This is a genomic window from Flavobacterium sp. LS1P28 (assembly GCF_003970335.1).
Taxonomy (GTDB): domain Bacteria; phylum Bacteroidota; class Bacteroidia; order Flavobacteriales; family Flavobacteriaceae; genus Flavobacterium.
The window spans coordinates 26,127-52,975 of record NZ_RYDI01000007.1 but is presented as its reverse complement, the minus strand read 5'-3'; the positions used below and the strand labels follow the sequence as shown (position 1 = coordinate 52,975).

28 protein-coding genes are annotated in these 26,849 nt (G+C 34.8%); 12 read left to right on the top strand and 16 right to left on the bottom strand.

The genetic code is table 11. The features are described from left to right. Window positions 1-10 precede the first annotated feature (10 nt). Complete coding sequence (locus tag EKL97_RS07465) at window positions 11-1,069, bottom strand: acyl-CoA reductase (RefSeq protein ID WP_126462269.1); 1,059 nt, start codon at window positions 1,067-1,069, stop codon at window positions 11-13. A 136-nt stretch (window positions 1,070-1,205) separates the two neighbouring features. On the opposite strand from EKL97_RS07465, the gene EKL97_RS07460 reads away from it, so the two are divergent. Then, window positions 1,206-1,556: a 4Fe-4S dicluster domain-containing protein gene (locus EKL97_RS07460; RefSeq protein WP_126454541.1), complete on the top strand. Its 351-nt coding sequence runs from the start codon at window positions 1,206-1,208 to the stop codon at window positions 1,554-1,556. A gap of 54 nt (window positions 1,557-1,610) precedes the next feature. Here the strand turns inward: EKL97_RS07460 and EKL97_RS07455 are convergent, their stop codons facing one another. The 3 genes from EKL97_RS07455 to EKL97_RS07445 all read right to left on the bottom strand — a co-directional run bounded on the left by EKL97_RS07455 (window position 1,611) and on the right by EKL97_RS07445 (window position 4,160). Then, window positions 1,611-2,351: a class I SAM-dependent DNA methyltransferase gene (locus EKL97_RS07455; protein ID WP_126462264.1), complete on the bottom strand. Its 741-nt coding sequence runs from the start codon at window positions 2,349-2,351 to the stop codon at window positions 1,611-1,613. A gap of 493 nt (window positions 2,352-2,844) precedes the next feature. Further along, the gene (locus EKL97_RS07450) at window positions 2,845-3,630 is read right to left on the bottom strand and encodes an anti-sigma factor domain-containing protein (RefSeq protein ID WP_126462262.1); all 786 of its coding nucleotides are present in this window, start codon (window positions 3,628-3,630) and stop codon (window positions 2,845-2,847) included. Then, entirely contained in the window at window positions 3,630-4,160 is a 531-nt protein-coding gene (locus EKL97_RS07445; protein ID WP_126462259.1) for an RNA polymerase sigma factor, read from the bottom strand. The genes EKL97_RS07450 and EKL97_RS07445 overlap by 1 nt, the downstream gene beginning before the upstream one ends. A gap of 233 nt (window positions 4,161-4,393) precedes the next feature. Here EKL97_RS07445 and EKL97_RS07440 point away from each other — a divergent pair, with 233 nt between their 5' ends. The 5 genes from EKL97_RS07440 (at window position 4,394) to EKL97_RS07420 (ending at window position 10,036) form a co-directional block, all read left to right on the top strand. Continuing rightward, entirely contained in the window at window positions 4,394-5,047 is a 654-nt protein-coding gene (locus EKL97_RS07440; protein ID WP_126462256.1) for a DUF4331 family protein, read from the top strand. A gap of 64 nt (window positions 5,048-5,111) precedes the next feature. Then, on the top strand, window positions 5,112-5,666 hold the full coding sequence (locus EKL97_RS07435) for a DUF4331 family protein (RefSeq protein ID WP_126562002.1): 555 nt from the start codon (window positions 5,112-5,114) through the stop codon (window positions 5,664-5,666). A 123-nt stretch (window positions 5,667-5,789) separates the two neighbouring features. Further along, window positions 5,790-7,085: a tetratricopeptide repeat protein gene (locus EKL97_RS07430; protein WP_126568576.1), complete on the top strand. Its 1,296-nt coding sequence runs from the start codon at window positions 5,790-5,792 to the stop codon at window positions 7,083-7,085. A 6-nt stretch (window positions 7,086-7,091) separates the two neighbouring features. After that, window positions 7,092-9,305, top strand: a complete 2,214-nt coding sequence (locus EKL97_RS07425; RefSeq protein WP_126568575.1) for a TonB-dependent receptor — start codon at window positions 7,092-7,094, stop codon at window positions 9,303-9,305. 143 nt (window positions 9,306-9,448) lie between these two features. Beyond that, complete coding sequence (locus EKL97_RS07420) at window positions 9,449-10,036, top strand: glutathione peroxidase (RefSeq protein WP_126462243.1); 588 nt, start codon at window positions 9,449-9,451, stop codon at window positions 10,034-10,036. Window positions 10,037-10,224: 188 nt separating this feature from the next. Here EKL97_RS07420 and EKL97_RS07415 read toward each other — a convergent pair whose 3' ends face one another. Together EKL97_RS07415 and EKL97_RS07410 are read right to left on the bottom strand one after the other, a co-directional pair. After that, a complete protein-coding gene (locus EKL97_RS07415) occupies window positions 10,225-11,175 on the bottom strand; it encodes a tRNA dihydrouridine synthase (RefSeq protein WP_126568574.1) in 951 nt (316 codons plus the stop codon). 111 nt (window positions 11,176-11,286) lie between these two features. Continuing rightward, window positions 11,287-11,784 carry a GNAT family N-acetyltransferase gene (locus tag EKL97_RS07410; RefSeq protein ID WP_126454520.1) on the bottom strand — a complete coding sequence of 166 codons (498 nt, stop codon included), beginning with the start codon at window positions 11,782-11,784 and terminating at the stop codon, window positions 11,287-11,289. A gap of 94 nt (window positions 11,785-11,878) precedes the next feature. Here EKL97_RS07410 and menD point away from each other — a divergent pair, with 94 nt between their 5' ends. Further along, window positions 11,879-13,540: a 2-succinyl-5-enolpyruvyl-6-hydroxy-3-cyclohexene-1-carboxylic-acid synthase gene (gene menD, locus EKL97_RS07405; RefSeq protein ID WP_126568573.1), complete on the top strand. Its 1,662-nt coding sequence runs from the start codon at window positions 11,879-11,881 to the stop codon at window positions 13,538-13,540. A gap of 181 nt (window positions 13,541-13,721) precedes the next feature. Here menD and EKL97_RS07400 read toward each other — a convergent pair whose 3' ends face one another. The 3 genes from EKL97_RS07400 to cysM all read right to left on the bottom strand — a co-directional run bounded on the left by EKL97_RS07400 (window position 13,722) and on the right by cysM (window position 16,844). Continuing rightward, window positions 13,722-15,074: a M28 family metallopeptidase gene (locus tag EKL97_RS07400; protein ID WP_126568572.1), complete on the bottom strand. Its 1,353-nt coding sequence runs from the start codon at window positions 15,072-15,074 to the stop codon at window positions 13,722-13,724. A 64-nt stretch (window positions 15,075-15,138) separates the two neighbouring features. Next, window positions 15,139-15,834, bottom strand: a complete 696-nt coding sequence (locus tag EKL97_RS07395; RefSeq protein ID WP_233588562.1) for an SGNH/GDSL hydrolase family protein — start codon at window positions 15,832-15,834, stop codon at window positions 15,139-15,141. A gap of 122 nt (window positions 15,835-15,956) precedes the next feature. Beyond that, complete coding sequence (gene cysM, locus EKL97_RS07390; protein ID WP_126454514.1) at window positions 15,957-16,844, bottom strand: cysteine synthase CysM; 888 nt, start codon at window positions 16,842-16,844, stop codon at window positions 15,957-15,959. 444 nt (window positions 16,845-17,288) lie between these two features. Here cysM and EKL97_RS07385 point away from each other — a divergent pair, with 444 nt between their 5' ends. Then, a complete protein-coding gene (locus tag EKL97_RS07385) occupies window positions 17,289-17,987 on the top strand; it encodes a DUF1003 domain-containing protein (RefSeq protein ID WP_126462232.1) in 699 nt (232 codons plus the stop codon). A gap of 35 nt (window positions 17,988-18,022) precedes the next feature. Here EKL97_RS07385 and EKL97_RS07380 read toward each other — a convergent pair whose 3' ends face one another. After that, window positions 18,023-18,301: a DUF2752 domain-containing protein gene (locus EKL97_RS07380; RefSeq protein ID WP_126462229.1), complete on the bottom strand. Its 279-nt coding sequence runs from the start codon at window positions 18,299-18,301 to the stop codon at window positions 18,023-18,025. A 102-nt stretch (window positions 18,302-18,403) separates the two neighbouring features. Here EKL97_RS07380 and EKL97_RS07375 point away from each other — a divergent pair, with 102 nt between their 5' ends. Then, window positions 18,404-18,589 (top strand): hypothetical protein, encoded by a 186-nt coding sequence (locus EKL97_RS07375; RefSeq protein ID WP_126462226.1) that lies wholly within the window; start codon window positions 18,404-18,406, stop codon window positions 18,587-18,589. Next, a complete protein-coding gene (locus EKL97_RS07370; RefSeq protein WP_126462223.1) occupies window positions 18,579-19,130 on the top strand; it encodes a Smr/MutS family protein in 552 nt (183 codons plus the stop codon). The genes EKL97_RS07375 and EKL97_RS07370 overlap by 11 nt, the downstream gene beginning before the upstream one ends. A gap of 136 nt (window positions 19,131-19,266) precedes the next feature. On the opposite strand, the gene EKL97_RS07365 is transcribed toward EKL97_RS07370, so the two are convergent. Further along, the gene (locus tag EKL97_RS07365; protein ID WP_126568571.1) at window positions 19,267-20,211 is read right to left on the bottom strand and encodes a hypothetical protein; all 945 of its coding nucleotides are present in this window, start codon (window positions 20,209-20,211) and stop codon (window positions 19,267-19,269) included. Between the two features lie 204 nt (window positions 20,212-20,415). Between EKL97_RS07365 and EKL97_RS07360 the strand changes: the two genes are divergently transcribed. Then, window positions 20,416-21,336, top strand: a complete 921-nt coding sequence (locus EKL97_RS07360; protein ID WP_126563996.1) for an EamA family transporter — start codon at window positions 20,416-20,418, stop codon at window positions 21,334-21,336. Between the two features lie 16 nt (window positions 21,337-21,352). After that, complete coding sequence (locus EKL97_RS07355) at window positions 21,353-22,477, top strand: cysteine desulfurase family protein (protein ID WP_126563995.1); 1,125 nt, start codon at window positions 21,353-21,355, stop codon at window positions 22,475-22,477. Between the two features lie 238 nt (window positions 22,478-22,715). Here EKL97_RS07355 and EKL97_RS07350 read toward each other — a convergent pair whose 3' ends face one another. The 5 genes from EKL97_RS07350 to EKL97_RS07335 form a co-directional block, all read right to left on the bottom strand. After that, window positions 22,716-23,168 carry an endo-arabinase gene (locus EKL97_RS07350; protein WP_126568570.1) on the bottom strand — a complete coding sequence of 151 codons (453 nt, stop codon included), beginning with the start codon at window positions 23,166-23,168 and terminating at the stop codon, window positions 22,716-22,718. A 347-nt stretch (window positions 23,169-23,515) separates the two neighbouring features. Continuing rightward, a complete protein-coding gene (locus tag EKL97_RS07345; protein WP_126568569.1) occupies window positions 23,516-24,391 on the bottom strand; it encodes an HAEPLYID family protein in 876 nt (291 codons plus the stop codon). Window positions 24,392-24,478: 87 nt separating this feature from the next. Beyond that, complete coding sequence (locus EKL97_RS07340) at window positions 24,479-24,868, bottom strand: hypothetical protein (protein WP_126462210.1); 390 nt, start codon at window positions 24,866-24,868, stop codon at window positions 24,479-24,481. Between the two features lie 260 nt (window positions 24,869-25,128). Next, on the bottom strand, window positions 25,129-25,299 hold the full coding sequence (locus tag EKL97_RS15670; protein WP_199742822.1) for a hypothetical protein: 171 nt from the start codon (window positions 25,297-25,299) through the stop codon (window positions 25,129-25,131). Between the two features lie 23 nt (window positions 25,300-25,322). Continuing rightward, complete coding sequence (locus EKL97_RS07335) at window positions 25,323-26,750, bottom strand: L-serine ammonia-lyase (RefSeq protein ID WP_126462207.1); 1,428 nt, start codon at window positions 26,748-26,750, stop codon at window positions 25,323-25,325. Window positions 26,751-26,849: the final 99 nt, after the last annotated feature.

The window sequence follows — 26,849 nt, the reverse complement described above, 5'->3', positions numbered from 1 at the left end:
CTTTTTTCAGCTATATTGTTAACAAAAACGAAATAGTATCGGTATTATCTGCATAATTCCATAATTGGGGATTTTGAGTTTGTCCAAAAGCCACATTGTCATCAATCGTTCTATCCGCTACAACACATTGTATTTGCTCACTTTCTAATTTTAATTTTGTTTTTAATTCATTAATGTCGTCATAAAACTCATAAAAGACACTTGAAATTGGCGAGGCATGACTTTGATCTTCTTTTAAAGTCAGAAATCCATTGTCCAGTAATTTGAAATTACTCATCAGAAAAACCGCCTTATTGTAATCGTAATTGTTAGCATATTTTTCGTAATGAATGACGTCTTGGTACACAAATATGGCTTCAAAAAATGGGACAAACGAATATTCTTTTGGTACAAAAAGTTTAGAAACATTGCGGCAACCCAATCCGAAATAGCGAAAAATATCTTCGCCTAAAGCAGTAAGTTGTTCTTGGGTTTCATTTCCGGTTAAAACCGCTACTGAATTTCTGCTTTTTCTAATAATAGACGGTTTGTCTTTAAAATAATATTCAAAATAACGGGCTGTGTTGTTGCTTCCTGTGGCAATAACGGCATCAAAATTCTCTAATTTTCCATCTACAAAGGTAATATTCTTAGCTAATCCTGGTTGTACTGCAATGATGTATTTAGCTAAAAAAGGTAATAAATGCTGGTCATTTGACGATGTTTTAACCAACACATTATTTCCTGTAATTAGAACCGATAGAAAATCGTGAAAACCCACCAACGGAATATTTCCGGCAAGAATTAAGGCGATGTTTTTAGATTCTTGTATTGGAATAGTATAACTGGAAAGCCATTGGTTTAAGTTCTTTTCTGTCAGAGCTTCTGCCCAAGAATGTATCGAGAAATAGACGTTTTCTGGGGTGTACCAGCCATTATGCGATTGCGATAATTGTATCAAGTCAACAAAAGCATCAAAAAACGCTTCGTTGTGCAAAACAGTCGGATTTTTTAACGTGTTGTTTTCGGAAAACTGACTTAAAAATTTCCCTAATTCAACAAAAACACTTTTTTTTGTTTCTAATGTCATAATGTTTGCTTATGAATAGTTTTGATTGTAATTTTGCACAAAAATAAGCATAATTATGTCGAAAGTCAAAAGTCCTAATGTCAAAAGAACATTTGATATTTTACCTTCGATATTTTGACTTTAAAACAATAAAAAGATGGCAATTATTATAACAGACGAATGTATCAATTGTGGTGCTTGTGAGCCCGAGTGTCCAAATACCGCAATATATGAAGGAGCAGACGATTGGAGATACAAAGACGGAACAAAACTGAAAGGGAAAGTGATTTTGCCTGATGGGTCCGAAGTAGATTCCGATGAAGCTCAAACTCCAATTTCTGACGAAGTGTATTATATTGTACCCGGAAAATGTACGGAGTGTAAAGGATTTCACGATGAGCCACAATGTGCGGCCGTATGCCCGGTAGATTGCTGTATTCCGGATGACAATCATGTAGAAAGCGAAGAGACTTTACTGAACAGACAAGCGTTTTTACACAACGAATAGCAAATAATTTTGTATTGATATAAATCCTGAGTCTGATGCTCGGGATTTTTTTTTCTATTTTTTTCGTGCAACAATAACATACGTATCGTAAGCGTAGGTTTTTCTATCGATGGTTTGAATGATTTCAAAGTCGTTTAAATATAAAAATAGTTGTATTTCGTTTAAGGTAAAAACACGAACGGTAGAAAAATCATCGGCAATTATTTCTTTTTTATCATTTTTCATGGTGTAATAAAGTGCTGTCCAATCCAGCATGAAATTTTCTAAGGCAGTTGTTCTCCACTTGCTGTTGCGATAGTAGTCTATTCCTTGGTAGGTAGCTTCGTGAAGTGTTACAGGATTTTCTTTAATAAAAGGGATAAATCTATTAGCATCTATAAAGTCAAAAATGAGAATTCCCTCTTTACTCAGGTTTTTATAAATAGAACAGAACGTATTATTTAGATCTTGATTTGTTATCAAATAACTGGTAGAGCGTCCCGTAATTAATATGGAATCAACAGGTTTTTGTAGTTTAAAATCCCTCATGTCTCCCAGAATAAAAATCCCATTTTCATTTCTTTTTTTGGCAATTGCAATCATACTTTGGCTGTAATCCAAACCAATATAATCGATGTAATTTTGTAAAAACCGTTTGGCTAGATTGCCTGTTCCACTGCCAATTTCCAAAACTGTTTTGCACTCGTGTTCCTTAATTAAATTGGTATAGAATTGATATTCTGCATCATAATCAATAAAGGTTTGGTACATGGCGTCAAAAATTGAGGCCATTTTTCCATCATAAAGATTTGCCATGATAAGGTGTTTTAAAGACTAAATTTAGGGAGAATAAATGATATAAAAAAAGGGTTGTCTCAAATTAAAAATAAACCAGTCACTATTGTTTGTATTTCGAATTGGGAAAACCTATGATTTCCAAAGATCTATTTCACTCTCAAGGAGGTGAGTTTGATAAAAAGTAAAAAGCAGAGATGGAATAGGAATTTCTTTCTCCCGGAATAACTTCTTGTTTTTCGGATTTGGTTGTGCTTTGAGGATAATTTGATGTATACTCACTTCAATTACTTCGTCAAATAGATGGCCTAGCGGCACTAAGTCTTGTCTTGAAGAAGGCTAAAGCTTTATTTGCTTTTGATGAAAGGCTTTAAAAACAGGTTTTTGAAATTACATAGTATGGATTAAAAACCAGAAAATCGTAAAAATAGAATGCTTATTCTGTTAATTTGAATATATAAATAGGCTGTCCTTTTGAGATAGCCTATTTATATTGATCCAAAAAAGGAATTAGTTATACTTTTCCTAAGGTGTATAATTGTTCCATTGTAGGAGTCAAACTTCCGCCTGCGGGTTCTAATGTAATTCCAAAGGCTTCCGCTTCATTAGCATTATTTACTGCAAATAATTTTTGTTCATTTACATCAAAATCTTCTAATAATCCAATGCTGGTAGGAGTCAGCGGACTTAATTTTAACGCCCAAACCTGATATACCATTCCTTCTGGCGGTTCTGGCAAGCCTGCAGCATCAATATAAACCACTTTGGTGTCTTGATTCCAGTATACTTTTGCAAAGGATTCCGGAGCTACAGTTTGCCCTCCAAGAGCTACGACTGTATTTTTAGTATCCCTTACAACGGCTAAACTCGTTTCAATTGTTGTATTTTTTAATTTTAAGACATTAAATTCTTTTTCTAATTTAGCTTTCTCAATTGCTGTAGTAGCAACTTGTGTATTGGTCTGATCCAGTTGATTGTATTGGTACCCAATACCAACTAATAATAGTATAGCTGCAGCCCAACCAATGTACTGAGCTCTATTGTTAGTAGGTTGTAATGGTATGACTTGAGCATGTTTAAGTTCTAGCTTTTCTTTTATTTTTTCGAAATTAGCCACAGAATGAAAGGGTGAAAAGCTGGATGATATAGCAATAATCGCTTTCTCAATAGCAATAATTTCTGCATTTATTTCCGGACTGTTTTTCGCCATAGTGGTAACTTCTTCGTTTTCGGGTTCACTCAGTAAACCGTAAACGTAAAGCTCCAGAATTCCTGATTCAATATATTCTTTTGTTTCCATTATACTTTCAAATAATTTCGTAGGTCATTAATACAATTTCTATTTTGTGTTTTTACAGTTCCTAAAGGTATTGCCAACTCATCCGAAGCTTCCTGCTGGGTGTAACCTTTAAAAAAAAGTAAATCTATTATTTGAATACATTTTGGTTTCAGTCTTTTTACAAATTCCTGCAACCCTATTGTATCCACTTTGTCAGACAGTTTGTTGCTGTCTTCAAAATGATTTACGAAATTATCTGAAGAAAGGTTTTTTTGACTGTTATTAAAATTTTTAGAACGTAATTTATCAATAGAGGTATTTCTGGCAATATTTAGAATCCATGTGTAGAACCGACCTTTACTTTCGTGATAGGAATCAATGTTTTTCCAGATTTTGACAAATACATCCTGAAGTACATCTTCAGCTTCTTCTCTGTTTTTTACGAGAACATTGATCACGGAAAATAAGCTTTTCGAATACATATCATATAGATGTGTAAATGCCCTTTCATCTTTCTTGTAAATTAAGACTAACAATTCTTCTTGGCTCATACTATTTTTTATTTATCTCTTACAAATTTATACAATCTTACTTTACAATTGACCTTTTTTATGATTAGTAATACCAAAAAAAATAATTTTTAAAATAATTGAATTTTATTTAAGTATTTAAAATATTGATTGTAAGTAACTTAAATAAAAGTCTATTTTTTTTTAGGGTTAAAAAAAACCAAATCAAGTACAATCCCGTAAATGCTTGTATAACCTTTTAAATTTATAATAAAATGAAAAAATCAAAAATGATTTTAGGTCTTTCGCTAGTGGCGGTTTCAGGCTTAATTTTAGTAGCTGCGGATCACATTGATGCTCCTGCTACAGCATCGGGTGGTGCAAATGATATTACTGACGTGTACGCTTTTCAAGGGCAAGACACTAATAATTTAGTTTTTGCTGTAAATACACAAGGCTTGTTAAGTCCAAATGCAACTGGTGCTGCAAAATTCGATGAAAACACAATGATCGAAATTAATATTGACAACAATGGTGACAATGTTGAGGATTTAGTGATCCAAGCTATCAAAAGAGATGACAAGATGTATTTCTTTGGTCCGGTAGCTCCAGGTACTCCAGGAACTTCAAGCACGATTAAAACGGCTGCTGCCTCAGGAAGTGTTACCATATCTTCTTATGGAGCTGCTGCATTAACGGCAGAGAATAATGGAATGAAATTTTTTGCAGGACCAAGAGACGATCCCTTCTTTTTTGACTTAGGTCAATTTAAAGCTATTCTTGCTGGTACAGCAACTGGATTCAAGAATCCTGGAACAGATACTTTTGCAGGGACTAATGTGCTTTCAGTAGTTGTAGAAGTTCCTAAAGCAATGCTAGGTACTTCAGGAACAGTAAATGTTTGGGCAGAAACCAAGAAAAAACAATAACTATTTTAATTTTAAAGTATGAAATCGGAATCTACGATTTTTAAAATAACTAAATACAAACGTCATGAGTAAAACAAATAAATTCAAAATTATAACAATCGCATTAATAACTGCAGTTGTTTCAGTAAATTGTGATAATAATGATTCAGATTCTGTTTCTGAACCAAGTATTAATTTCACAGGTACTTTTGTACAGCAAGATCAAATGGCTAGACCGGCAATAAACACTGTATTTATTGCTTCAGGATCTCCTAAAGATGAATTTAACGGTACCATTCCTTCAGCAATGGGTGCTAAATATCAATCTGTTTTTCAATCTAGATTAATGGCCTTGAATCCAGGGTATACTACTAATGCATTAGGACAAACGGCTGCTCAGTTTACCGGTCTTTTAGCTACGGATGTATTAGGAGTTTCTAAAACAGCAAAAACAACTTTCTTTGATGGGACTAATATTTTGACAGGAAGAGCTTTGGCTGATGATGTAATCGATGTGGAATTATTATTGGTTTTTGGTGGATCAGCGGGTACTTCAAATCCAGGGCTTACTAAAGATAATGTGAATTCAAATGATAAAACATTTAGCACAACTTTCCCTTACCTAGCTTCTGCTTGGTAGTATTTTCTTAAAAAAACAGAGCGCTTTATTTAATAATCTTCGCTCTGTTTTTTTATTTTTAAAACAAACAAACAAACAAACAAACAAACAAACAAACAAACAAACAAACAAAATAATTAGAGTATGAAAACTTTAAAAATAATTCCATTTTTGGTTTTCACAATCCTATTAATATTCGGTTGCGAGACTAAATCAGAACAAATTACAAATGCAGATGATTACACGAAATATCTGGGTTTAAAAGATAATAAATCAGTGACTTTTGCTCAGAATGAAATTGATTTTTGGCAAAAAAAATTCGATGCAGCACCCAATCAAATTAGTTATTTAAGTCAGATAGCGGCTAATTACAGTACCCTTTTTGAATATACAGGCGATATTAAAAACCTATATAAAACGGAAGAATTATTAATACAATCGAACGAAGCCTACGATTATTCCAGAGTGTCAACGGTTCGATCTTTAGCAAGAAATTATATCTCTCAGCATCGTTTTAAAGAAGCATTGGTATTAGCTAATAAAGCATTAGCAATAGGTGAAGGAAAAAAAGAAACTCAAAAATTACTTTTCGACGTTCAAATGGAACTTGGGAATTATCCGGAAGCAGTCAAAAATTTGAATGCGATTAGGGATATGAATAGTTTTGATTATTTGATTCGCTTGGCAAAATGGAACGATCACAAAGGCGATCTTGAAACAGCTATTACTTTTATGGAAAAAGCCAGAGATATTGCTGAAAAAGAAGATAATAAAGTGCTTAAAATTTGGTCCTATTCGAACTTAGGTGATTTTTATGGTCACGCTGGCAGAATTCAGGATTCGTATGACAGTTTCTTAAAAACAGTAGCACTAGATCCTAATTATTCCTATGCTCTAAAAGGAATTGCCTGGATTGTTTTTTCGAAAGAAAGAAATACTGAAGAGGCGAATCGAATTATTGATGCTATTGCCACCACACACAACACCCCAGATTTTTATTTATTAAAATCTCAAATTGCTCAATTTGAAGGAAATAAAAGTGAAGAAATAAAAAATAGAAACGCTTATTTTTCGATGATGGAGAAAAATAATTATGGTGCGATGTACAACAAATACAATGCTTTGATTTATGCTGAGGACAAAAATACGGCGCAAAAAGCAATAGAAATTGCTAAGATTGAAGTAGCACACAGGCCCACTGCTGATTCCTATGATTTATTGGCCTGGGCGTACTTAAATGTAGGCGATAATAAAAAGGCTTTAGAAATTGCTCAGCTTCATGTAGCGGGGAAATCCTTTGAGCCAAAGATTCAATACCATTTAGCGATGATTTATAAATCGAATAATTTACCACTCAAAACCAAACCTATCAAGGACGAATTACTGTCTAGTTTGTATGAATTGGGGCCTAACTTTGAGAAAAAGGTAAACCAATTATAATTCATTATGAAAAATATTGTTTTAGTATTGATTTCCCTTTTTGGGCTGTCCTCTTACGCCCAAATCCAAAAAGGGAAAATTTTGGATCGTGATGGAAATCCAATTGAAAATGCCTATTTAGTTAATACAAATTCTGAGAGTCATGCCCACACCAATGAATTTGGATTGTTTAGTTTGGATAAAACGATTTTGGGAGATGTAATCAAAATAACTGCTTTAGGGTATAAAAAAACAAATTTCATCCTGAATTTTTCCGAGGAGGTAATTGTGATGGAAGATGATATTTTTAGATTGAATGAAATTGTTATCCAACCAAAACTTTCGGCGATGAATGTCATTTCAAAAATAGATTTAGAAACCACTCCTGTAAATTCGTCGCAGGAAATTCTTCGAAAAGTTCCGGGATTATTTATCGGACAACATGCCGGTGGGGGAAAAGCAGAGCAAATATTTTTAAGAGGTTTTGATATTGATCACGGCACAGATATTGCCATTTCAGTAGACGGAATGCCGGTAAATATGGTGTCTCACGCTCACGGTCAAGGCTATGCTGATTTGCATTTTGTAATTCCGGAAACAGTAGAAAAAATAGATTTTGGAAAAGGAACGTATTATGCCAACAAAGGGGATTTTGCTACGGCGGGATACGTTGCTTTCCAAACTAAAGACAAAATCGAAAAAAGCAGTATTGGTATCGAAGTCGGACAATTCAATACCCTAAGAACAGTTGGGCTTTTTAACCTTTTAGGGAATCAAAAAACACAAAGTGCTTATATTGCCACAGAGTATATCCTGACAGACGGTCCGTTTGAATCTCCCCAAAATTTTAACCGAATCAATATATTAGGTAAATATTCGGCTATTTTGAAAGATAACAGCAAGTTTTCAATCTTGGCTTCTCGCTTTTCCAGCAAATGGGATGCTTCAGGCCAAATTCCGCAACGGCTGATTGATGATGGAACGATTTCAAGATTTGGCTCTGTTGACGATACTGAAGGTGGAAATACATCCCGAACGAACTTCAATGCCAGTTTGAGTAAACCTATTGATGAAAATACATTTCTGAAAGCAAATGCTTTTTATTCAAAATATGATTTTGAATTGTATTCTAACTTTACTTTTTTCCTAAATGACCCCATCAATGGGGACCAGATTAAACAGAAGGAAAACAGGGATATTTATGGAATGAATGCTGAGTTGAACAAGAAAACGAAATGGAATGATACCGATGTTTTGTTCCAATTTGGAGCTGGTTTCCGTACGGATGCCACAACTGATACGGAACTTTCGCATACGTTGAATAGAAGAACCGTTCTTGAAAATATACAATTAGGAGATATTGATGAGTCTAATTTGTTTACGTATTTGAACTCTGAGTTTACTTTTGGAAAACTGATAATTAATCCGGCCATTCGATTGGATTATTTCAAATTCAATTATCAGGATAAATTGATGGAAAATTATAAAACAGCATCCGAATCGAAAGTAAAGTTTTCTCCAAAACTGAATTTTATTTATTCACAAAATAACAATTTGCAGTTTTTTATAAAATCAGGGATGGGTTTCCATTCGAATGATGCCCGTGTGGTGGTTCAAAACAATGGGAAACAAATACTACCAACTGCAATAGGAACGGATATAGGGACCATTTTTAAACCATTTCCAAAATTGATTGTCAATGCCGCTTTATGGCATTTGTACTTAGAACAAGAATTTGTTTATGTGGGAGATGCTGGAATTGTTGAACCAAGCGGACAATCAAGACGCATGGGTGCTGAACTAGGATTGCGGTATCAATTGAACGATTGGTTGTATTTTGATGCGGATGCTAATTATACTTATGCCAGAAGTATTGATGAGCCCAAAGGGCAGGATTACATTCCGTTAGCACCGGATTTTACCACAACTGGCGGATTAAGTTTCCAAAAAGTGAATGGTTTTTCGGGAGGAATTCGGTATCGGTATCTAAAAAATCGCCCGGCAAATGAAGATAATTCGATTGTTGCCAAAGGCTATTTTATATCCGATTTGAATGTTAACTATCAATATAAGAATATGAATTTTGGAATTTCAGTAGAAAATATTTTTGATACTGAATGGAACGAAACCCAGTTTGCCACTGAATCCAGATTACAAAATGAACCACAAAGTGTCGAAGAAATTCATTTAACTCCAGGAACGCCTCTCTTCATGAAAGGAAAAATAACGTATACTTTTTAAATACCACAGTAAGATTTGTTGTTTATTTGTTTGGGAGTCTAGCATTTTCATGATGTTAGGCTCCTTATTTTTTTAACTGTTGTTTAACAAAAAATTACTTTGACAAAACAAATATTTATCTAATTTTATAAAAAATTTCAATTATGAAAAATAGTGTATTTATAGCTACTTGCGCTTTACTGTTATTTAGTTGCCAAAATCAGGCACAACCTAAAAAATCTGAAATAAATATGAACACAGCTCCAATTGCAAAAGAAACCATTTATCAGTTTAAAGTAGAAGATTTATCAGGAAACAGTTTTGATTTTGCTTCTTTGAAAGGAAAAAAAATCATGATTGTGAATACGGCTTCAAAATGTGGACTGACACCTCAATACAAAGATCTTGAAGCTACATATAAAGAATACAAAGACAAAGGATTAGTGATTGTGGGTTTTCCTGCTAATAATTTTGCGTCACAAGAGCCAGGAACCAATGATGAAATTGCTACTTTTTGTCAAATGAATTACGGTGTTACGTTTCCTATGATGGACAAAGTTTCTGTAAAAGGAGAGGATATGGCTGCTATTTATCAGTTTTTGACTCAAAAATCTAAAAACGGATTACAAGATTCCACTGTAGAATGGAATTTTCAAAAATACCTAATCAATGAAAAAGGTGAATTAGAAAAAGTGATCGCTCCACGAACATTAGTAACGGATCCGGAAGTATTGAATTGGATTAAAGCATAATTTTATGTAACTAATTTGCTAATTATTATGTAAATAATCAAAAGAGATTTTCAGTCAAATGAAAATCTCTTTTTTTTGCTGTTTATAGTATTAATGTAGCTTCGATTAAATTTAACTATCAAGAAATTAAGTTACATTAAGAATCAGAGCTTAGTTTTTCTTAATTTCTTAATCGTTTATTTTTTTCCTTAGAATTTTTCATTTTTGAAAATTTCGGCTACAGCTGCTTCGTAATTCCGAATACTCTGTGCTTTTTTTATTTTCTTTAAAACTTTGTGCGGATTTGAAAACGTAGCTGAAAAGTATTCCCATAAATGGTACATTTTTAGTAAAATATGGGTTGATCGAGAAAGGGATTCGCTATAAATAGCATACAAAGTATCGTGAAACGCACTGAATAATTCCATTTTGTTTGCAGGATATTCTGAAGTATTGTTTTTTATCATACTTGGTAAAAAAGGATCTGATATTAATCCTCGGCCAATCATCCAATGGTCAATGGTTGGGAAGCGTTGCTGCATTTCATGAAATTTAGCCACGGAGGTTATGTCGCCATTGTAATATAATTTATGCTTGGTGTTGTCAACACAATGCTGGAATGCATCTAGATTTACGCCACCTTTGTACAATTGCTTGCCAATACGCGCATGAATCGCTATGTTCTTGATTGGATAGGTATCTAAAATAGGTAAAACATCCAGTATTTCTTCACTGTTTTCATACCCCAAACGCATTTTCATAGAGACAATAATATCCGATTCAGTATGCGCTCTGTGAAGGATAGTATTTATTTTATCGGGATTGCTGATCAAGCCGGAACCCATACCAGACTTAGTAACCATAGGATACGGGCAACCTAAATTCCAGTTTAATTCTTTATATCCCAATTCTTGAACGTACTTGGCCACAAATAAAAATTCATCGGCATCGTTTGTTATCACTTGCGGAATAACTTCTAAATCAAGATTATTTTCAGGAAGCAGGTCTCGTTCATACGAAGGTTTTATTACCATCTTTCCGTGCAATCGAATATAAGGCGAGTAAAATGTATCAATTCCTCCAAAAAGTTTGTTTTGGGCATTTCTAAAACGAAAGTCGGTAAATCCCTGTAAAGGTGAGGAGAGTAAGGTGTAGTCCATGAAATTTTTAGTTGTGCAAATATACTATAAAGTGGCAAGTCTTAAAGTTATAAATTTTTTAAAGCCTAACATGTTTAATAAATAAACTATTATATGCTGGTACAAATTCAATTATTCTAAAATCAATTGCATAAAAACGGAACTCAACCAACGATCAAATTTATAGCCGGATTCTTTAATAACGCCAACGGTTTCAAACCCATATTTTTTATGAAAAGCGATACTGCCTTTATTTTCGGAGTCAATAACGCCAATCATTGTATGGTATTTTTGTTTTTTTGCCAATTGAATTAGTTCAGCCAGTAATAATTTCCCAACGCCTTTTCCTAAAAACTCCTCCGCAACATAAACAGAATGTTCTACCGTAAAACGATATCCTATTTTATGACGAAAAGTTCCGTAAGTAGCGTACCCAATTGTTCCATTTTCAGTTTCAGCAACAATAACAGGTAAGTCATTAGTTATTTTGTCTTCAAACCACAATTTATGGGTTTCAAAATCACGGGGCTCATAATCATAAATCGAAGTACTGTGCAGTATTTGGTGATTGATGATCTCCAATATTGTATCTAAATCGGTAAAAACTGCCGGTCTTATTTTGATTTCCATAAAGAATATATTTTGCTTCAAATTTAAGAAAACTATTTAAGATTAGAGAAAAACCTTCACATCTTTGTATCTTTGTTTTTTTCAAACTAAAACAATGATTTACCCTAAAATACCTTTGGCACAAAGCATTATTGAAATCTGTTTGGCCAAAGGAATTACTACCATAATTATTTCTCCAGGTTCTCGTAATGCCCCGCTCACAATTGGTTTTGTAAACAATCCCGCTTTTCAATGTTACAGCATTGCTGACGAGCGTTCGGCTGCTTTTTTTGCATTGGGAATAGCACAACAAACCAAGCAACCAGCGGCTTTAGTGTGCACTTCTGGGTCGGCTTTATTGAATTATTATCCGGCTTTTGCGGAAGCATTTTACAGCCAGATTCCTATGATTGTGATTTCGGCAGACAGGCCCCAAAGCAAGATTGATATTGGTGACGGCCAAACGATTCGGCAAGAAAATGTATTCGAAAACCATTCGCTTTACAATGCTAATTTACTTGAGAATGTTTCGGTGGCAAATGATTTAAAAATCAATGCGGCGATCAATGCGGCCATCACTCAAAAAGGCCCCGTTCACATCAATGCGCCTTTTGAAGAACCATTGTATGAAACCGTTTCGGAACTTTCAATCGAAGTGAATAGTATCGCTTCCGCAAAAGTGACTCAGACGATTTCCATAGAAGACGTTTCGGAATTTGCAACAATTTGGAACAATTCCACTAAAAAAATGATTTTGGTTGGTGTGAATGCCCCAAATGCTATCAACCAAAAAATAATTGAGGCCTTCGCCAAAGACGTGTCGATAGTCGTGCTGACTGAAACAACTTCTAACGTGCATCACGATACTTTCATCAATACTATAGACACAATAATTACGCCTTTTACGAATGCCGATTTTGAAAATTTTCGTCCGGAAATTTTAGTCACTTTTGGAGGAATGGTCGTTTCAAAACGAATCAAGGCTTTTTTAAGAAAACACAAACCAAAACACCATTGGCATATTGATTCTTTAAGAGCTTACGACACGTTTGGCGCTTTGACCAAACATTTTGAAGCAGACCCAAATGTTTTTTTTGATACTTTCTTGCCACTTACAAAAGCAACAGAAAGTAATTATTTTCAGCAATTAGACGCGGTTAAAGTACTGCGAAAGCTAAAAAGTGATATTTATTTAAACAAAATTCCTTTTTCAGATTTTAAAGTTTTCGAAAAAGTGATGCAGTGTTTACCAACGAACAGTCAATTGCAAATCAGTAATAGTTCAGCAATTCGGTATGCGCAATTAGTAGCTGTTGATCCTTCAATTGAAGTATATTGCAATCGCGGTACCAGCGGAATCGATGGTAGTACTTCTACGGCTATTGGTGCGGCTGTTGCCAATGAAAAACAAACGGTTTTTATAACAGGTGATATAGGTTTTTTGTACGACAGCAATGCATTATGGAACAATTACATTCCAAAAAATTTCAAGATTATATTGATTAATAACGGTGGAGGAGGAATATTTAGGATTTTACCCGGACACAAAGAAACACCGGTTTTTAATACCTTCTTTGAAACTTCACATTGTTTAACTGCGGAACATTTGGCTAAAATGTATGGTTTTGAATACTGTATTGCCAGTGATGAGGCGAGTTTAGCAATAAGTTTGACTGCTTTGTATGCTCAAAATGAAAAACCAAGTATTTTGGAAATTTTCACACCAACCTTGAAAAACGACAGTATTTTACTGCAATATTTTAAAGAGTTGATTTAATTATTTTCGGATCATTGATATTTACCATTTATACTTAATTTATAAATGGGAAACATAAAAAAAAACGTTTGCATAAGCAAACGCTTTTTTATTTATTGTTGTGTTGAACCATCAAGTAAGATTCATTAATAAAAACGTGACTATAAAAAATTACTTTAATTGTTTAAAACCTTCTAGTGTTTTAACGAATTGGCAAAGGGAAAACCGGTAAACTGGAATGTCCTAATGCATCAACTGCTTGAACAGCAAAGAAAAAATTGTCTTTAGAATATGGGATTTCAGCTTTAGTATCTTGTACAAAAATTGTTTTTTCCCAATGTTGGGATGCCGTTTCTCTAATAAGAATGTTGTATCCATAAACCGATTTCCCTTCAGGTGCGGTCCAAACTAAAGTAGAAAAATTAGTCAAATCCTTTACTTCAATTCCTACGTTTGTTGGTGCTTTTGGAGACCAAGCCAAATTACTGAACGTAGCCAAGTTAGAACAGGTTACTTTCTTCATGTATTCAAAGTCCATAAATTCTGCAAGATCGCCGTACTGGATGTTGTTTTCTTTTCGAACATCTTGATGTTGGTGGTCGTAGTTTTCGTTCATTTCACAAAAACGAACAGCTGTAAATCCATTTTGACTGAAAGGAGTATGATCCCCACCACGTAAGAAACGGTCGTTGCGATACACTAAATTAATATCCAGTTGCTCCACATATTGATTGGTAACCGTTTTGATGTATCGCGCTAGTTGTCTGGATGGACTGTCATTATCACGATTGGTCGATTTACGCATTTTTGACTCGGCTTCTGTCTCTAAGAATGGAATTGTTTCACTGAAAACGCGCACTTTAGTATTGTCTCGTAATAAAGTACCGCTGGATAAACTGTTTCCAATCATATCATTGTTGATCATGGCAATAATATTCCATTTTCCCTCTTTGGCAACATCCGCTAAATGCTTAGCTCCGTATAATCCTTGTTCTTCACCAACTACAGCCACAAAAATCAGTGTAAAAGGGAATTCTCTTTGGCTCATTATACGGGCCAGTTCCATCATGGCGGCTACTCCGGAAGCGTCGTCATTAGCACCTGGCGCATCAATTTTAGCATCCATGACATCCGAAGCACGAGAATCTAAATGGCCGCTTATAATTAATACACGATCGTCCGTAGGATCAGTTCCTTTTAAGGTTGCCATGACATTACCCAATTGGCTGTCGGTGGCAATACGTCTTCCATCTGCTTTGATGGTGAAAAAGTCAATAACCGAAGTTAGTCTGCCGCCAGAAGCCAAAGCATATTTATCAAATTCCGATTTAACCCAGCGTTGCGCTGCGCCAATACCGCGAGTGTTACTTTTTGTGTCGCTTAGGGTATGTCTGGTTCCAAAAGACACTAGTTTTCGGACCGTAGCTTCCATATTTTCCGATTGTACCTCAGCCACCATTTTTTTTATTTCGGGATCATCGACGGTGGTTTGTGCGTAATTGGCATGAGTAATGAATAATAGTAGGAACAAACAGAGAATTGAGGTTGATTTCATCTAATTTTTTTTAGTTTTCTCAAAGTTAGGGAAAAGGAAAAGATTTTAGGCACAAAATTGTGCTTTAGTGTTTCATTGCTAGAACTTGCGCAATCGCTTTTTCAGCCAGAGGCGCCATTACCTGATAGCCCAATTTATTAGGATGTACTCCATCACCGGAATAGGCAGCTTTTAATCCGTTGCTCTCATCGACCATTGCTGAAAAATAATCCAGGTAGATAATTCCATTCGCATCAGCATATTTCTTTAGTAATTGATTAAGCTCCATAACCTTTACAGCCGGATTTTGATTGGGTTTCCAAGGAAAATCAAAAGCGGGTAATACGGAACACAAAATAACTTTGATCTGGTTTGCTTGTGCCAATTCAACCATCGAAATAATATTGTTTTCAATCCTATCTAATGTTGTGGGGCCTGTATTTCCGGCAATATCATTGATTCCTGCTAAAATGAGTACTGCGGCTGGCTGTAAAGCAATAACATCAGCTCTGAAACGGATGAGCATTTGCGGGGTTGTTTGACCGCTAATACCCCTATTTATATATGGTTTTCCTGAAAAGTATTCAGAATTGGTTGCACTCCAGAATTCGGTTATGGAATCACCCATAAAGACAATTCGTTGTTGTCCAGCTGCTGGTGGTTTCAGCGCAACATTCTGCTCTTGGTATTTGCTTAAATTTGGCCAGTCCTGCGCCTGTATTGTTTCTCCCATAACGATTGATAAAAATAAGATGCTGTAAATAAATTGGATGTTTTTCATTTGTAACCGGATTAGAAATTTTGAAAACAGTAAATAAGTGGTAGTGCAGTAAAACGCAACAACCTTCCATTCTTATCCGAAAGATAGAGAAAAGGAAGGTTGATTTTATAGTGTATTGGTATTTAATCAAATAAATCGGAAGACAAATACCGATCGCCTCGGTCGCAAATGATAGCGACAATCACACCGGACTCTATTGTATTTGCTATTTTTAGTGCTGCAGCCACGGAACCGCCACTACTCATTCCTGCAAAAATGCCTTCTTCAAGTGCCAAACGTTTGGTCATAGCACGTGCTTCCTGTTCCGAAATTTCAATGATGGTATCTACTTTTGAAGCATCAAAAATTCTAGGTAAATATTCTTGAGGCCATTTTCTGATTCCCGGAATCTGCGAACCGTCGCTGGGTTGCGCACCAATAATTTGAATTTCTGGATTCCGCTCTTTCAAATACGTTGACGTTCCTATAATTGTCCCTGTAGTTCCCATTGCTGATATGAAATGGGTTACCGTTCCTTCCGTATCATTCCATATTTCCGGACCTGTGGTTTTGTAATGTGCTTTCCAGTTGTCATCATTAGCAAACTGATTGAGCATTATGTATCCGCCTTCGGCTACCTTTTTATCAGCATAATCTCTGGAACCAATTATTCCGGTGTCAGCAGGCGTTAGAATGACCGTAGCTCCATAAGCACGCATAGTAAGCGTACGTTCTATAGTGGAATCTTCCGGGAGTATCAATTCGATTTCGATATTGAATAATTGGGCAATCATCGCCAAAGCAATTCCGGTATTGCCGCTGGTTGCCTCAATTAACTTGTCTCCTTTTTTGATTTCTCCTCTTTCTAATGCTGATTTGATCATGTTGTATGCCGCACGATCCTTTATGCTTCCGCCTGGATTATTTCCTTCGAGTTTCAGTAAAAGTTTTACCTTGTCATTTTGTATCAAATGGGTAGATTCAACTAAAGGTGTATTGCCTATTAAATCTAGTATTGTTTGAGATTTCATGCTATTGGGTGTGTTGTGTTTGATTTGTAATAATCCGAGTATTGACTAAATTTGATAAGTATTCGTTTATAAAAACTATTTTTAACAAGCTTATTTTAAAAATAGCAACAACAATAGCAGAAAGGAATATTTTTATAATTCAGTGGCATTTTCATGGTTTTTAAAACGAATGGTAAAGGTATTGAACAATTTTGGATTATTTGTTTTTAGTCAATAAAGCTATCTTGTTTATTGCTACATTTTTGTTAAATTTATCGCTTTTGAATGCAATTGAAATTTTTGTTATATCCGTTAATTGGAATTAATAAAAATTAAATCAATAGCTTTTTTTACAATTTTAAGATATAAACAGCTATTGCTAGACTGTTTATATTTTCAAGGTATACAAATTGATTATTAGTTTCGATAGAAGTGTTTTTTAAATTAGCCAATAAATAACTAGCTATGAAAAGTAATTCGACTTTTATAAGTGACATTTCTAAAAAGGTATTCCCAATAGCGGATAAAGTAGCTGCTAAGACCATACGGAACCCAATATTAGCACTTATTCAAAATGATTATCCTGATTTTGATGCCAATAAATTATTAGCAATAAGTGAACTTAATAGGTATCGGGAAAAATATATTTCGAATTATTTATTGGTCGAAATAGGGGAATTGTCTAATCTGGAGGCTAAAGTAATCGGTTCCTTAAGCGAAGATAAATCGCTGGTGAATACTGTAGAGGATGAAAATGGTGATCGAACCGTAGGGCAAAAAGTGGCAGACAAGGTAGCTGCTTTTGGCGGAAGCTGGAAATTTATCATTCTTTTTGGGGTGTTTATCTTGTTGTGGATTTTGGCTAATATTTATATTCTGCTGAATAAAGGTTTTGATCCGTATCCATTTATTTTATTAAATTTAATTTTGTCCTGTTTGGCTGCACTTCAAGCACCGGTAATTATGATGAGCCAAAACCGTCAGGAAGAAAAAGATCGGGAAAGAGCTAAAAAAGATTATATGATTAATTTGAAATCAGAACTTGAAATCAGAATGCTTCATGAAAAACTGGATCATTTGATTATGCATCAGCAAGAAGAATTAATTGAAATTCAGAAAGTACAAATCGAAATGATGAATGATATCCTAGCCCGAATCAAATAATTGTTGTTGCTGTAAAGGGGATAAAAAGAAACTCATTAGTAGTGTTTAAAATAATACCCTGCAATCATAAAAACACCATTAAGGACAGCGGCGCCGATAATTATTTTTTTGTAGTTTCTGTTGGTGTCTATGAAATTCAAAGCCAGAATTCCCAGAAATAATAAGGTCGTGAAAATTGCCGGATACCTATCGAAGGCACCTCCAAAATCGCCTTGTAAAAGCAATAAAAATCCTCGCTGAAAACCACAGCCCAAACACTCTATTCCAAAGAGTGTTTTACTGAAACACGGGAGCATGTATTTTTCTATATTCAATTTTTTTTCTTTTTTACAAGTATACGTAAAAGTAAGAAATTTTATCAAGAGTAAATAGAGTAATTTTAAATTCAGTACTTTTGGAATCTGATATTTTAAAAGATGAAAAAATATATAATCCCCATAATGATTCTCGCCATCACAGTTGCTTTATACGAGCAGGTGAGTGCCGAAAAAAACGTGTACATCATGGTTGTTGCAATTGTAGTTTTTATGATTGGAATGATGCAGTTGAGTGCTAAAACTCCGAGTAAAAATCAAGAAAAAGAAGACGAAAATGTTCAATAAAGGAGATAAAGTTTCCGTGCTGGATGAAGCGATGAATGGGATAGTGTTGTCAGTCAAAGACCAGCAGGTTACGATAGAAACGGAGGATGGTTTTACGATGACATTTATTGTCAATGAATTACTTAAAATAAACGATTCCAGTAACTTAATGGATTCAATCAGAAGAATAAATGTAAGTGAAATTGCAAAAGAGAAAGAGATCCCAAAACCCCGTAGTTTTGTAAAAGAAAGGAAATCTAAACACGAAATTCCAGCTCCTGAATTTGATTTACACATTGAAAAACTGGTGCCTAATAAACGCGGAATGTCGAATTATGATATTCTGACGCTACAGACTGAAACAGCAAAACGCCATATTGAATTTGCGATTAAAAATCGCATTCCAAAGATTGTTTTTATACATGGAGTCGGGGAAGGAGTCTTGAAAGCAGAGCTGGATTTCTTATTGGGACGGTATGATAACATCGCTTTTCAAGAAGGTAATTATCAAAAATACGGTCAAGGAGCAACAGAAGTTTTCATTAAACAAAATGCCATGTAAGTTCATTTTTGGATTTTTAATTAAAAAAAAAGGGTCTAATTTAAGTAAATTTCAATGGAGAAATCATCTTAAATAAGACCATTTTTGTAGCCTTGAAAACAACTTTTTCTTATCTGAAATATAAGTTTTTTGGCCCCTAATTGGTAGTCAATAAATCTCCATAAATATAAGCATCACCTAGAATAAAATCACTGTTTCCTTTCTTTATTTTTACTTTTTTCAGCACTACAGTATGTCTAAAACCTGATCCATTTGTTGTAGTTGTTACTTCTATAATACCGCTGGTATTTGCTATTCCTGACACTCCAATCCATTCTTCACTAAATGTCGGAGTAGTAGGAAAAGTAGTATTACAAAAATAATTTCCTGTAACCAAGCCAGAGAATAAACGATACGTCAGTTTGTTTTCTGTGTCGCCTATCAATCCGGTTCTAGGAGTGTTCAGCGGTGTTACGGCATTCACGATTAAACTGGCATCAATATCCAGAATTAGCGCTTCACTGCTGTTGTAATCGTATAATTGTTTGGAAGTAGCACATTGTTCCAGTGTTTTATTAAAACTAAAAGGCAGCGGTGTTGCTGCTATTTGATAGTCTCCAAAAAAGAATGTTTCGTACACTTGCGTTCCGTTTCCTTTATCAAAAGTGATGTTTTTGAACGTTATATTATGATTGTATCCTGTAATTTTAGTACTGTTATCATCAGGATTTAGGGGTTTTATTGCCGTTGTAGTTATTACAATTTTCCCGCCAGTTGCGGTCCATTGGCCTGTAACTGTAGGTGTTGCCGGAGGAATAGTTTCGCAAATTGTAGCATTTGTGACAGTTCCGTTATAAAAACGGTAAAAAACTCGATTTGTACCATTGATATCCAGTTCTTGCACACTTGTTTCTGTCGGAAAAACAACATTTTTTATTTCAAGAATTAACGCTTCGCTATCTTTTAATTTATAAATGATCCCATTTGTCGTGCAATTTTGTGTGGCTACATCTTCAAAAGTGATGGTTTCTTGAATTAAATCTCCATCATCACATCCGTTTAGGAGCAATGCAAAAACCAACAGGCTAACAATTCTTTTCATTTTATAAAATTTAAAACAAAAATAGAATTTTTAATTTATTCCAAATGCATAACCGCTTAAAAATAGATTATTTAACAGGATATTGTGTTTTAGCAACTATCAATTAAGTGATAAAGTACCTGTTTTAATAGTTATAAAATTGAAAGATAGTGAGAATTTAAAGCCGATTGAAATCAGTATCTTTGTCTAAATTTAATACGATAGATGAGACTTAACAAATATTATTCGGCTGCTTTTTTAGCTTTTTTTGTTTGGGGTTTTTTTAGTTTTGCTTTAAAGCCTTTACACAATTATCCGTCGCTGGATATATTATTTTACCGAGTGTTTTTTAGTGCCATTACCATGGTGTTGATCAATGTTGTTTTCCGTAGAAATGTAATGCGTAAAAACTGGAATCACTTCAAGACGATACCTCTCAAACAACAGAAGAGTGTTGTTATGCTAACACTTGGCGGAGGTATATTTCTCTCCTCAAACTGGTTTGTTTACATTTATGTGATGAATCACGTAAGTGTAAATGCGGCTTCGTTGGCGTATTTAATTTGTCCAATTGTAACAACTGTTTTTGCCTTTTTCATGTTGAAAGAAACGCTGAGCAAATGGCAGTGGATTGCTGTTTTAATTAGTGTATTTAGTTGCGTTTTATTATCCTTTAATCATTTTCAGGATATATTCTACAGTCTTATTACGGCTGCTACTTATGCGCTGTATTTAGTGAGTCAACGTAAAAATAATGATTTAGATAAATTCCTCAGCCTGACGATTCAATTGATTTTTACGGCACTTGTACTGCTCCCTTTTTATCCAAAATACAGTGGAACAATTCCTGTAGAGCCTCTGTTTTACGGCTACATGTTCCTGATTGTGGTTTTTTTTACGATTATCCCTTTGTTTCTAAATCTCTATGCGCTCAAAGGAATCAACTCTTCCGCGGTGGGAATTATGATTTATATTAACCCAATTATTAATTTCTTGTTGGCTATATTTTATTATAACGAGCAGGTTAGCTCGCTTCAATTGTTTTCTTATTTGCTGATTTTGGTTTCAATTGTTGTTTTTAATGAAAAACTGCTTTTTCCCCGAAAATTAAAACTCGTCCCTTCAGAAATACCAGTTTTAAAATAATTTTATAATTTAAAAAATGAAAAAAGTATATCTCGATAACGCTTCTACAACTGCTATTCGTCCCGAAGTAATCCAGGAAATGACTAAAGTATTAACGGAAGATTATGGAAATCCATCTTCAACGCACAGCTTAGGGCGTTCTGCAAAAAATGTTCTGGAGCTTTCCAGAAAGTCAATTGCCAAAAACCTGAATGCCACTGCGCAGGAAATAATTTTTACTTCCTGTGGTACCGAGGCCAATAACTGGATTCTTCGGTCAGCCGTTAAGGACTTGAAAGTGCAACGAATCATTACCAGTAAAATCGAGCATCATGCGGTTTTGTACACGGCTTTAGTTTTAGAAAAAGAGTATGGCATTCAGATTGATTATGTAGCAATAAAGCCAAATGGAGCAATTGATATTACTGATTTAGTAGAGTTATTATCACAGGATAAGAAAACATTAGTCAGTTTGATGCATGTGAATAATGAAATTGGAACTGTTTTAGATTTAGAACGAATAAGCCGTATTTGTCAAGAGCACAGTGCTTTGTTTCATTCGGATACCGTACAGTCCATAGGGAAAACCGGCATAGATTTGCAAAATTTATCTATAGATTTTATCGTGGCCAGTGCGCATAAATTTCATGGACCTAAAGGCGTTGGTTTTGCATTTATTCGAAAAAATTCAGGAATGCAACCCTTATTTTTTGGTGGCGAACAAGAGAAAGGATTGCGCGCCGGGACTGAGGCTCTACATCAAATTGCAGGAATGGCAAAAGCTCTGGAACTTTCATACACCAATTTAGAAACGGAACGAAAGCACATTTCTGAAGTACGGAGTTATTTAATTACCAAGCTTGAAATTGATTTTCCAGGTTTCGAAATTAATGGGAATAGCGATGGTTTTTACACGGTTTTAAATGTTTTACTGCCTTTTTTAGACGAAAAGACAGCGATGATTTTGTTTCATTTAGACATGAAAGGGATAGCAGTTTCCCGCGGTAGCGCCTGCCAGTCCGGGAGTATAAAACCGTCTCATGTATTAGCCGAAATGCTTTCGAATGACGATTTAAAGAAACCAAGTTTGCGCATTTCATTCAGCCATTATAATACTAAAGAAGATATCGATTTGCTTATTGCAGCTTTGAAAACGATATAAAAAATCTGCTGTAAAGTAGTTTCTTCAGTAGTATTAACGTATTTACGCACCTAGTTTTGGATATTTATAATGAAATCGATGGCTTTTCTGCATATTTTTCCATGATTAAGCGCGCTTTAAAAAAGCATAATGCAGATTCAGAACCTTGATTAATGTTGATGTATTTGTCTTTTGTGATTAATAGAGAGTTGCCGAGTGTTAATTAAAAAAAAAGTGTAAGCTGCAGTTCAATTACAAGTTATTCACCTGTTTGTTTAGAAATATGAATGGATTGCCCCACTAATTTCCAGTGTCCATCAATTTTTTCTAATAACCGAATTTCATACGAGAACGTTTTTTTACCATCTTTGGCCGTTGACTCTTCGTTGTGGCTTACCCAGGCGTTGTCCTTATGAATACTCATTTTGTAATTTGTATTTACAGAATAGCCACCGTTACCCATTGCTTCCGGATTTGTATTAATCATAGCCGTAGGCGGAATGTCGAGTACGGTTCCGTCTCCAGTTGAAATTAATATTCGGCTGTAGGGCTGAATGTACCAGCAGTCCGTATGTCCCTTGCTGTCGCCAGCTCTCCATGTGGCAGACTCTTTTTTAAGTAGTTTTTTGATGCTCTCAGATTCATCATTATTTTGACTATAACCTACCAAATTTAGTGCTAGTATAAGATAAAAGGATATTGTCCATTTCATATCAGGCCTGTTTTTTAGAATATTATGTTTTTCGTTTTTATGGCGTAAAATCAGCTAAAAACATGTGCTTTCAAGAATTTTAAGGTTCTTTACGAACGTAAATATATAATTTAATCCTATGAAAACAAATAGGATTTCATTTTTGTGCGTTGTTGTATTAAGAGAGAGTTTTACAACAGCTGCAAAAAAAGACTCTTGACACTATCCCGCTAATTATCACTGATTAACCGGATTGTGTTTAAAAAAATCCGGCTAGTCTAGTGGTAATATTAATTAAAGAAAGGTCGCTTTATTTTAAGGTTTTAGTATCGGATCCTACTAACTTGCATCAAAAAAGCACTGTTTTTTTAATGCGACGAAGGTTCATAAATGAGTCGTAAAAAGGAGCTAAACCGCTGGTTTTCTCTATTTATAGGAATTCCGGTTACTATGCCTATTAGTAAATTATCTGTAATTTCTACTCTCATTTGAGGTCGGATTGTCATATCAAAATCAGCATTATTAATTTCTTTGTTAAACTCCAGTCCAATAAAATTTCGCGTTCCGGGGATCATGTAATGGATATTTGAATTAATCTGCCAGTTCGTCTGTGTTGTATTATCTGAAAAGTGGTGCGTAAATTGTGGCCCGGTGTATAAAAGGGTATGAAAATTTTGTCCCCAGCGTTTAGCAATCACCAAGAACGGATTATATCCATTTCCGGTTATTAAAGTACTATTGCTGTAGTTGTTAAAATTGGGCAATAGAAATTCGTGAATATAGCCAACAGCCATTGATATTTTCTTTTTTTCTGAAACAAAAAAGGTATATTGTGCCGCTAGTTTTATACTATTCAGGTTACTTCCCGGCGAATTTCCGTTGCCGGAAGTAGGGTAATAAATTGAAAAAGGCAATTCTACTTCAAGTCCTAATCGATCAATTGGAGCCCATTCATATTCTAGCAGTGCAGTATTTTCATCATGAGTGATATTGTCTGTCAAACCGAGACCTAAATTCCATTCTTTTTCTCCTTTTCGGGCTCCCAAATCTCTAATGAGATCGATGTACAGAGGTTCAGCATGTAACACTTTTGGACGTTTTTTTTTGCCTTCAATTTCTTGAATGTAAAGACTGTCTTTGATCGTATTTTGTTGGTTTTTTTCTGTTTGTGCTTGAGAATGTGTACCCGTAAGTACCGTTAATAGCAGAGTAAATACCGCTGTTTTTAAATATTGAAGAGCCATTTTAATTTGTTTTATGTTTTAGTATACGAATTGCAACCCTAGTTTTCATGAGAAAATAAGGCAGGGATTAATGATCTAAATAACAAATTAAATGTTAGGGGGAGGCGTGTGTATTTCAAAATACGGGGTCGGAGGAATCGAATTTTGTTCAGCTAATTTCCCCTTTTTTAAATATAAATATTTTTTATAAAGACTAATTGCACTGTTTGGTACTACAAAAAAATCTATAAAAAAAGCACTTTTTGCAGCAAAATCTTGATTGGTATCATTATCATCGTATTCAGGTATGGCATTTTCGAATCCTAATATTTTTTCAACCACTATTTCAATAATGCTTTCCAGATCATTGTGGGTCAGATCCTCAGGTAAATAATTTGGTTGCGCATCCGGGGAATCAACAAAGCAGTTCAGCAGGTATAACGACATGAAACCCCAAAAATATCGAGTTAAAAGAGTATGTCGAATTTGTTTAATCATTTTGCATAATTACACTATTTTCTTGCTTAATAGTTGTAAATTTTCGTTAAAGTCGATTATAATTTAAGCGAGTCGCCATCTGCCAAGTGTTTAAAGGGTGCTTTTCTGGATTATTTTAAGTTTAAAAGAGAAAATATGGTACTAGTGAAATTTCCTTTGGTTGTATCCGTTTTACGGATCTGTTTGCAAGCAGTTTTTGTTTTTAATAATACGTTATTGGATTTTATTTCTAAATTTTTCTAAAATGATTAAAATATTCATCAATGCGTATCATCATTCCAGTCAGAATCTTCTTCAGTTGTTTTTTTGAAATCTTTATTCAAGAACTGTTTGTATTTCTTTTTGTCTTTTTGATTTTTTCTGATGAAAAATACTATCAAAGCAATTCCGAAGAAGAGTACAAGTCCAACTATTACCCAATTGATTTTCATTGTTTTTTTGTTTAATACGTAAATTAACAATCTGACATATTCACGGTGATGGCTAATCCGCCTTCGGAGGTTTCTTTGTACTTGTTGTTCATGTCTTTGGCGGTTTGCCACATCGTGTCCACGACTTTGTCTAAAGGCACTTTGGCATTTTTCGGATCGGTTTCCAGGGCTAATTCAGCGGCATTAATGGCTTTTATGGCACCCATAGTATTTCTTTCGATGCAGGGAATCTGAACCAAACCGCCAATAGGATCACAGGTCAACCCCAAGTGATGTTCCATGGCAATTTCGGCAGCCATTAAAACTTGTGCAGGAGTTCCGCCCATCAATTCGCATAAAGCGGCAGCAGCCATGGAAGATGAAACGCCTATTTCGGCCTGACAACCGCCCATTGCCGCAGAAATGGTAGAACCTTTCTTGAAAATACTGCCTACTTCACCGGCAACCATCAGGAATTGTTTGATTTCTTTTTCTCCTGCATTGTGGTTTTCAATCACTAAATAATACATTAAAACGGCCGGAATTACGCCTGCACTTCCATTTGTTGGAGCAGTGACCACGCGTCCTAAAGCGGCATTTACTTCATTTACCGCAAGGGCAAAACAGGAAACCCATTTCAGGATTTGGCGGAATTTCACTTCTGTTTTTCTGATCTCCTCAAGCCAGGTTTGAGGGGAATTATAATTGGATAAACCAATTAGTTTTTGGTGCATGTCAAAAGCACGGCGACGCACGTTTAGTCCGCCGGGAAGAATCCCTTCGGAATGACAACCAATGTACATGCATTCGAGCATCGTGTGCCAAATGCGTATTAGTTCCTGATCGATAACTGCTTCGGAACGCATTGATTTTTCGTTTTCATAAATGATTTCCGATATCGATTTGTTTTCTTTTATGCAATAATCCAGTAGTTCTGCCGCTTTCTCAATTGGATATGGAAAAGCACATTTTATTTTAATTTTCTTTTTAGCGTTGATGCGTTCTTCTTTTACTACAAATCCGCCACCAATAGAATAAAAGGTAGAAACGTATTGACGATCATCAGTCATATAGGCTGTGAAAGTCATTCCATTGGCATGAAAGGGAAGGAAGTTTTTATTAAAAACGATGTCTTGGAGGAAATAAAAAGCAATTGGCTTTTCGTTTCCTAAGTTGATTTTGTTTTTTGATTCAATGGATTTGATAATTGCATCAATATTTTCTATGGGAATGTATTCTGGATCTTGTCCGCTCAAACCCAGCATTACGGCTAAATCCGTGGCGTGTCCTTTGCCAGTTAAGGAAAGGGAACCGTATAAATCTATTTTCACCCTGTTGACCGCATGAAGTAAATTTTCGTTTCGCAATTCACTAAGAAAGCGTTCGGCAGCTCTCCAAGGCCCAAGTGTGTGTGAACTCGAAGGTCCAACACCAATTTTTAGCATATCAAAAACGGAGATACATTCTTCCATGTTAAGTGTGAATTTTTGTTACCTGCAAATATAATAGAATGTAGCAAGGATACGAATTGAAAATAGAATAATATTGTTTTTTTAATAATTAATATTGCT

What these genes read in the sequence shown, in the direction of transcription:
- EKL97_RS07440 (WP_126462256.1), top strand. Translation starts at nt 4,394, where the DNA reads ATGAAAAAATCAAAAATGATTTTAGGTCTTTCGCTAGTGGCGGTTTCA.
- EKL97_RS07360 (WP_126563996.1), top strand. Translation starts at nt 20,416, where the DNA reads ATGAGACTTAACAAATATTATTCGGCTGCTTTTTTAGCTTTTTTTGTT.
- EKL97_RS07435 (WP_126562002.1), top strand. Translation starts at nt 5,112, where the DNA reads ATGAGTAAAACAAATAAATTCAAAATTATAACAATCGCATTAATAACT.
- EKL97_RS07350 (WP_126568570.1), bottom strand. Translation starts at nt 23,168, where the DNA reads ATGAAATGGACAATATCCTTTTATCTTATACTAGCACTAAATTTGGTA.
- EKL97_RS07355 (WP_126563995.1), top strand. Translation starts at nt 21,353, where the DNA reads ATGAAAAAAGTATATCTCGATAACGCTTCTACAACTGCTATTCGTCCC.
- EKL97_RS07345 (WP_126568569.1), bottom strand. Translation starts at nt 24,391, where the DNA reads ATGGCTCTTCAATATTTAAAAACAGCGGTATTTACTCTGCTATTAACG.
- EKL97_RS07460 (WP_126454541.1), top strand. Translation starts at nt 1,206, where the DNA reads ATGGCAATTATTATAACAGACGAATGTATCAATTGTGGTGCTTGTGAG.
- EKL97_RS07385 (WP_126462232.1), top strand. Translation starts at nt 17,289, where the DNA reads ATGAAAAGTAATTCGACTTTTATAAGTGACATTTCTAAAAAGGTATTC.
- EKL97_RS07340 (WP_126462210.1), bottom strand. Translation starts at nt 24,868, where the DNA reads ATGATTAAACAAATTCGACATACTCTTTTAACTCGATATTTTTGGGGT.
- cysM (WP_126454514.1), bottom strand. Translation starts at nt 16,844, where the DNA reads ATGAAATCTCAAACAATACTAGATTTAATAGGCAATACACCTTTAGTT.
- EKL97_RS07430 (WP_126568576.1), top strand. Translation starts at nt 5,790, where the DNA reads ATGAAAACTTTAAAAATAATTCCATTTTTGGTTTTCACAATCCTATTA.
- EKL97_RS07450 (WP_126462262.1), bottom strand. Translation starts at nt 3,630, where the DNA reads ATGGAAACAAAAGAATATATTGAATCAGGAATTCTGGAGCTTTACGTT.
- EKL97_RS07370 (WP_126462223.1), top strand. Translation starts at nt 18,579, where the DNA reads ATGTTCAATAAAGGAGATAAAGTTTCCGTGCTGGATGAAGCGATGAAT.
- EKL97_RS07445 (WP_126462259.1), bottom strand. Translation starts at nt 4,160, where the DNA reads ATGAGCCAAGAAGAATTGTTAGTCTTAATTTACAAGAAAGATGAAAGG.
- EKL97_RS15670 (WP_199742822.1), bottom strand. Translation starts at nt 25,299, where the DNA reads ATGAAAATCAATTGGGTAATAGTTGGACTTGTACTCTTCTTCGGAATT.
- EKL97_RS07420 (WP_126462243.1), top strand. Translation starts at nt 9,449, where the DNA reads ATGAAAAATAGTGTATTTATAGCTACTTGCGCTTTACTGTTATTTAGT.
- EKL97_RS07465 (WP_126462269.1), bottom strand. Translation starts at nt 1,069, where the DNA reads ATGACATTAGAAACAAAAAAAAGTGTTTTTGTTGAATTAGGGAAATTT.
- EKL97_RS07425 (WP_126568575.1), top strand. Translation starts at nt 7,092, where the DNA reads ATGAAAAATATTGTTTTAGTATTGATTTCCCTTTTTGGGCTGTCCTCT.
- EKL97_RS07455 (WP_126462264.1), bottom strand. Translation starts at nt 2,351, where the DNA reads ATGGCAAATCTTTATGATGGAAAAATGGCCTCAATTTTTGACGCCATG.
- EKL97_RS07365 (WP_126568571.1), bottom strand. Translation starts at nt 20,211, where the DNA reads ATGAAAAGAATTGTTAGCCTGTTGGTTTTTGCATTGCTCCTAAACGGA.
- EKL97_RS07335 (WP_126462207.1), bottom strand. Translation starts at nt 26,750, where the DNA reads ATGGAAGAATGTATCTCCGTTTTTGATATGCTAAAAATTGGTGTTGGA.
- menD (WP_126568573.1), top strand. Translation starts at nt 11,879, where the DNA reads ATGATTTACCCTAAAATACCTTTGGCACAAAGCATTATTGAAATCTGT.
- EKL97_RS07415 (WP_126568574.1), bottom strand. Translation starts at nt 11,175, where the DNA reads ATGGACTACACCTTACTCTCCTCACCTTTACAGGGATTTACCGACTTT.
- EKL97_RS07400 (WP_126568572.1), bottom strand. Translation starts at nt 15,074, where the DNA reads ATGAAATCAACCTCAATTCTCTGTTTGTTCCTACTATTATTCATTACT.
- EKL97_RS07395 (WP_233588562.1), bottom strand. Translation starts at nt 15,834, where the DNA reads ATGAAAAACATCCAATTTATTTACAGCATCTTATTTTTATCAATCGTT.
- EKL97_RS07375 (WP_126462226.1), top strand. Translation starts at nt 18,404, where the DNA reads ATGAAAAAATATATAATCCCCATAATGATTCTCGCCATCACAGTTGCT.
- EKL97_RS07410 (WP_126454520.1), bottom strand. Translation starts at nt 11,784, where the DNA reads ATGGAAATCAAAATAAGACCGGCAGTTTTTACCGATTTAGATACAATA.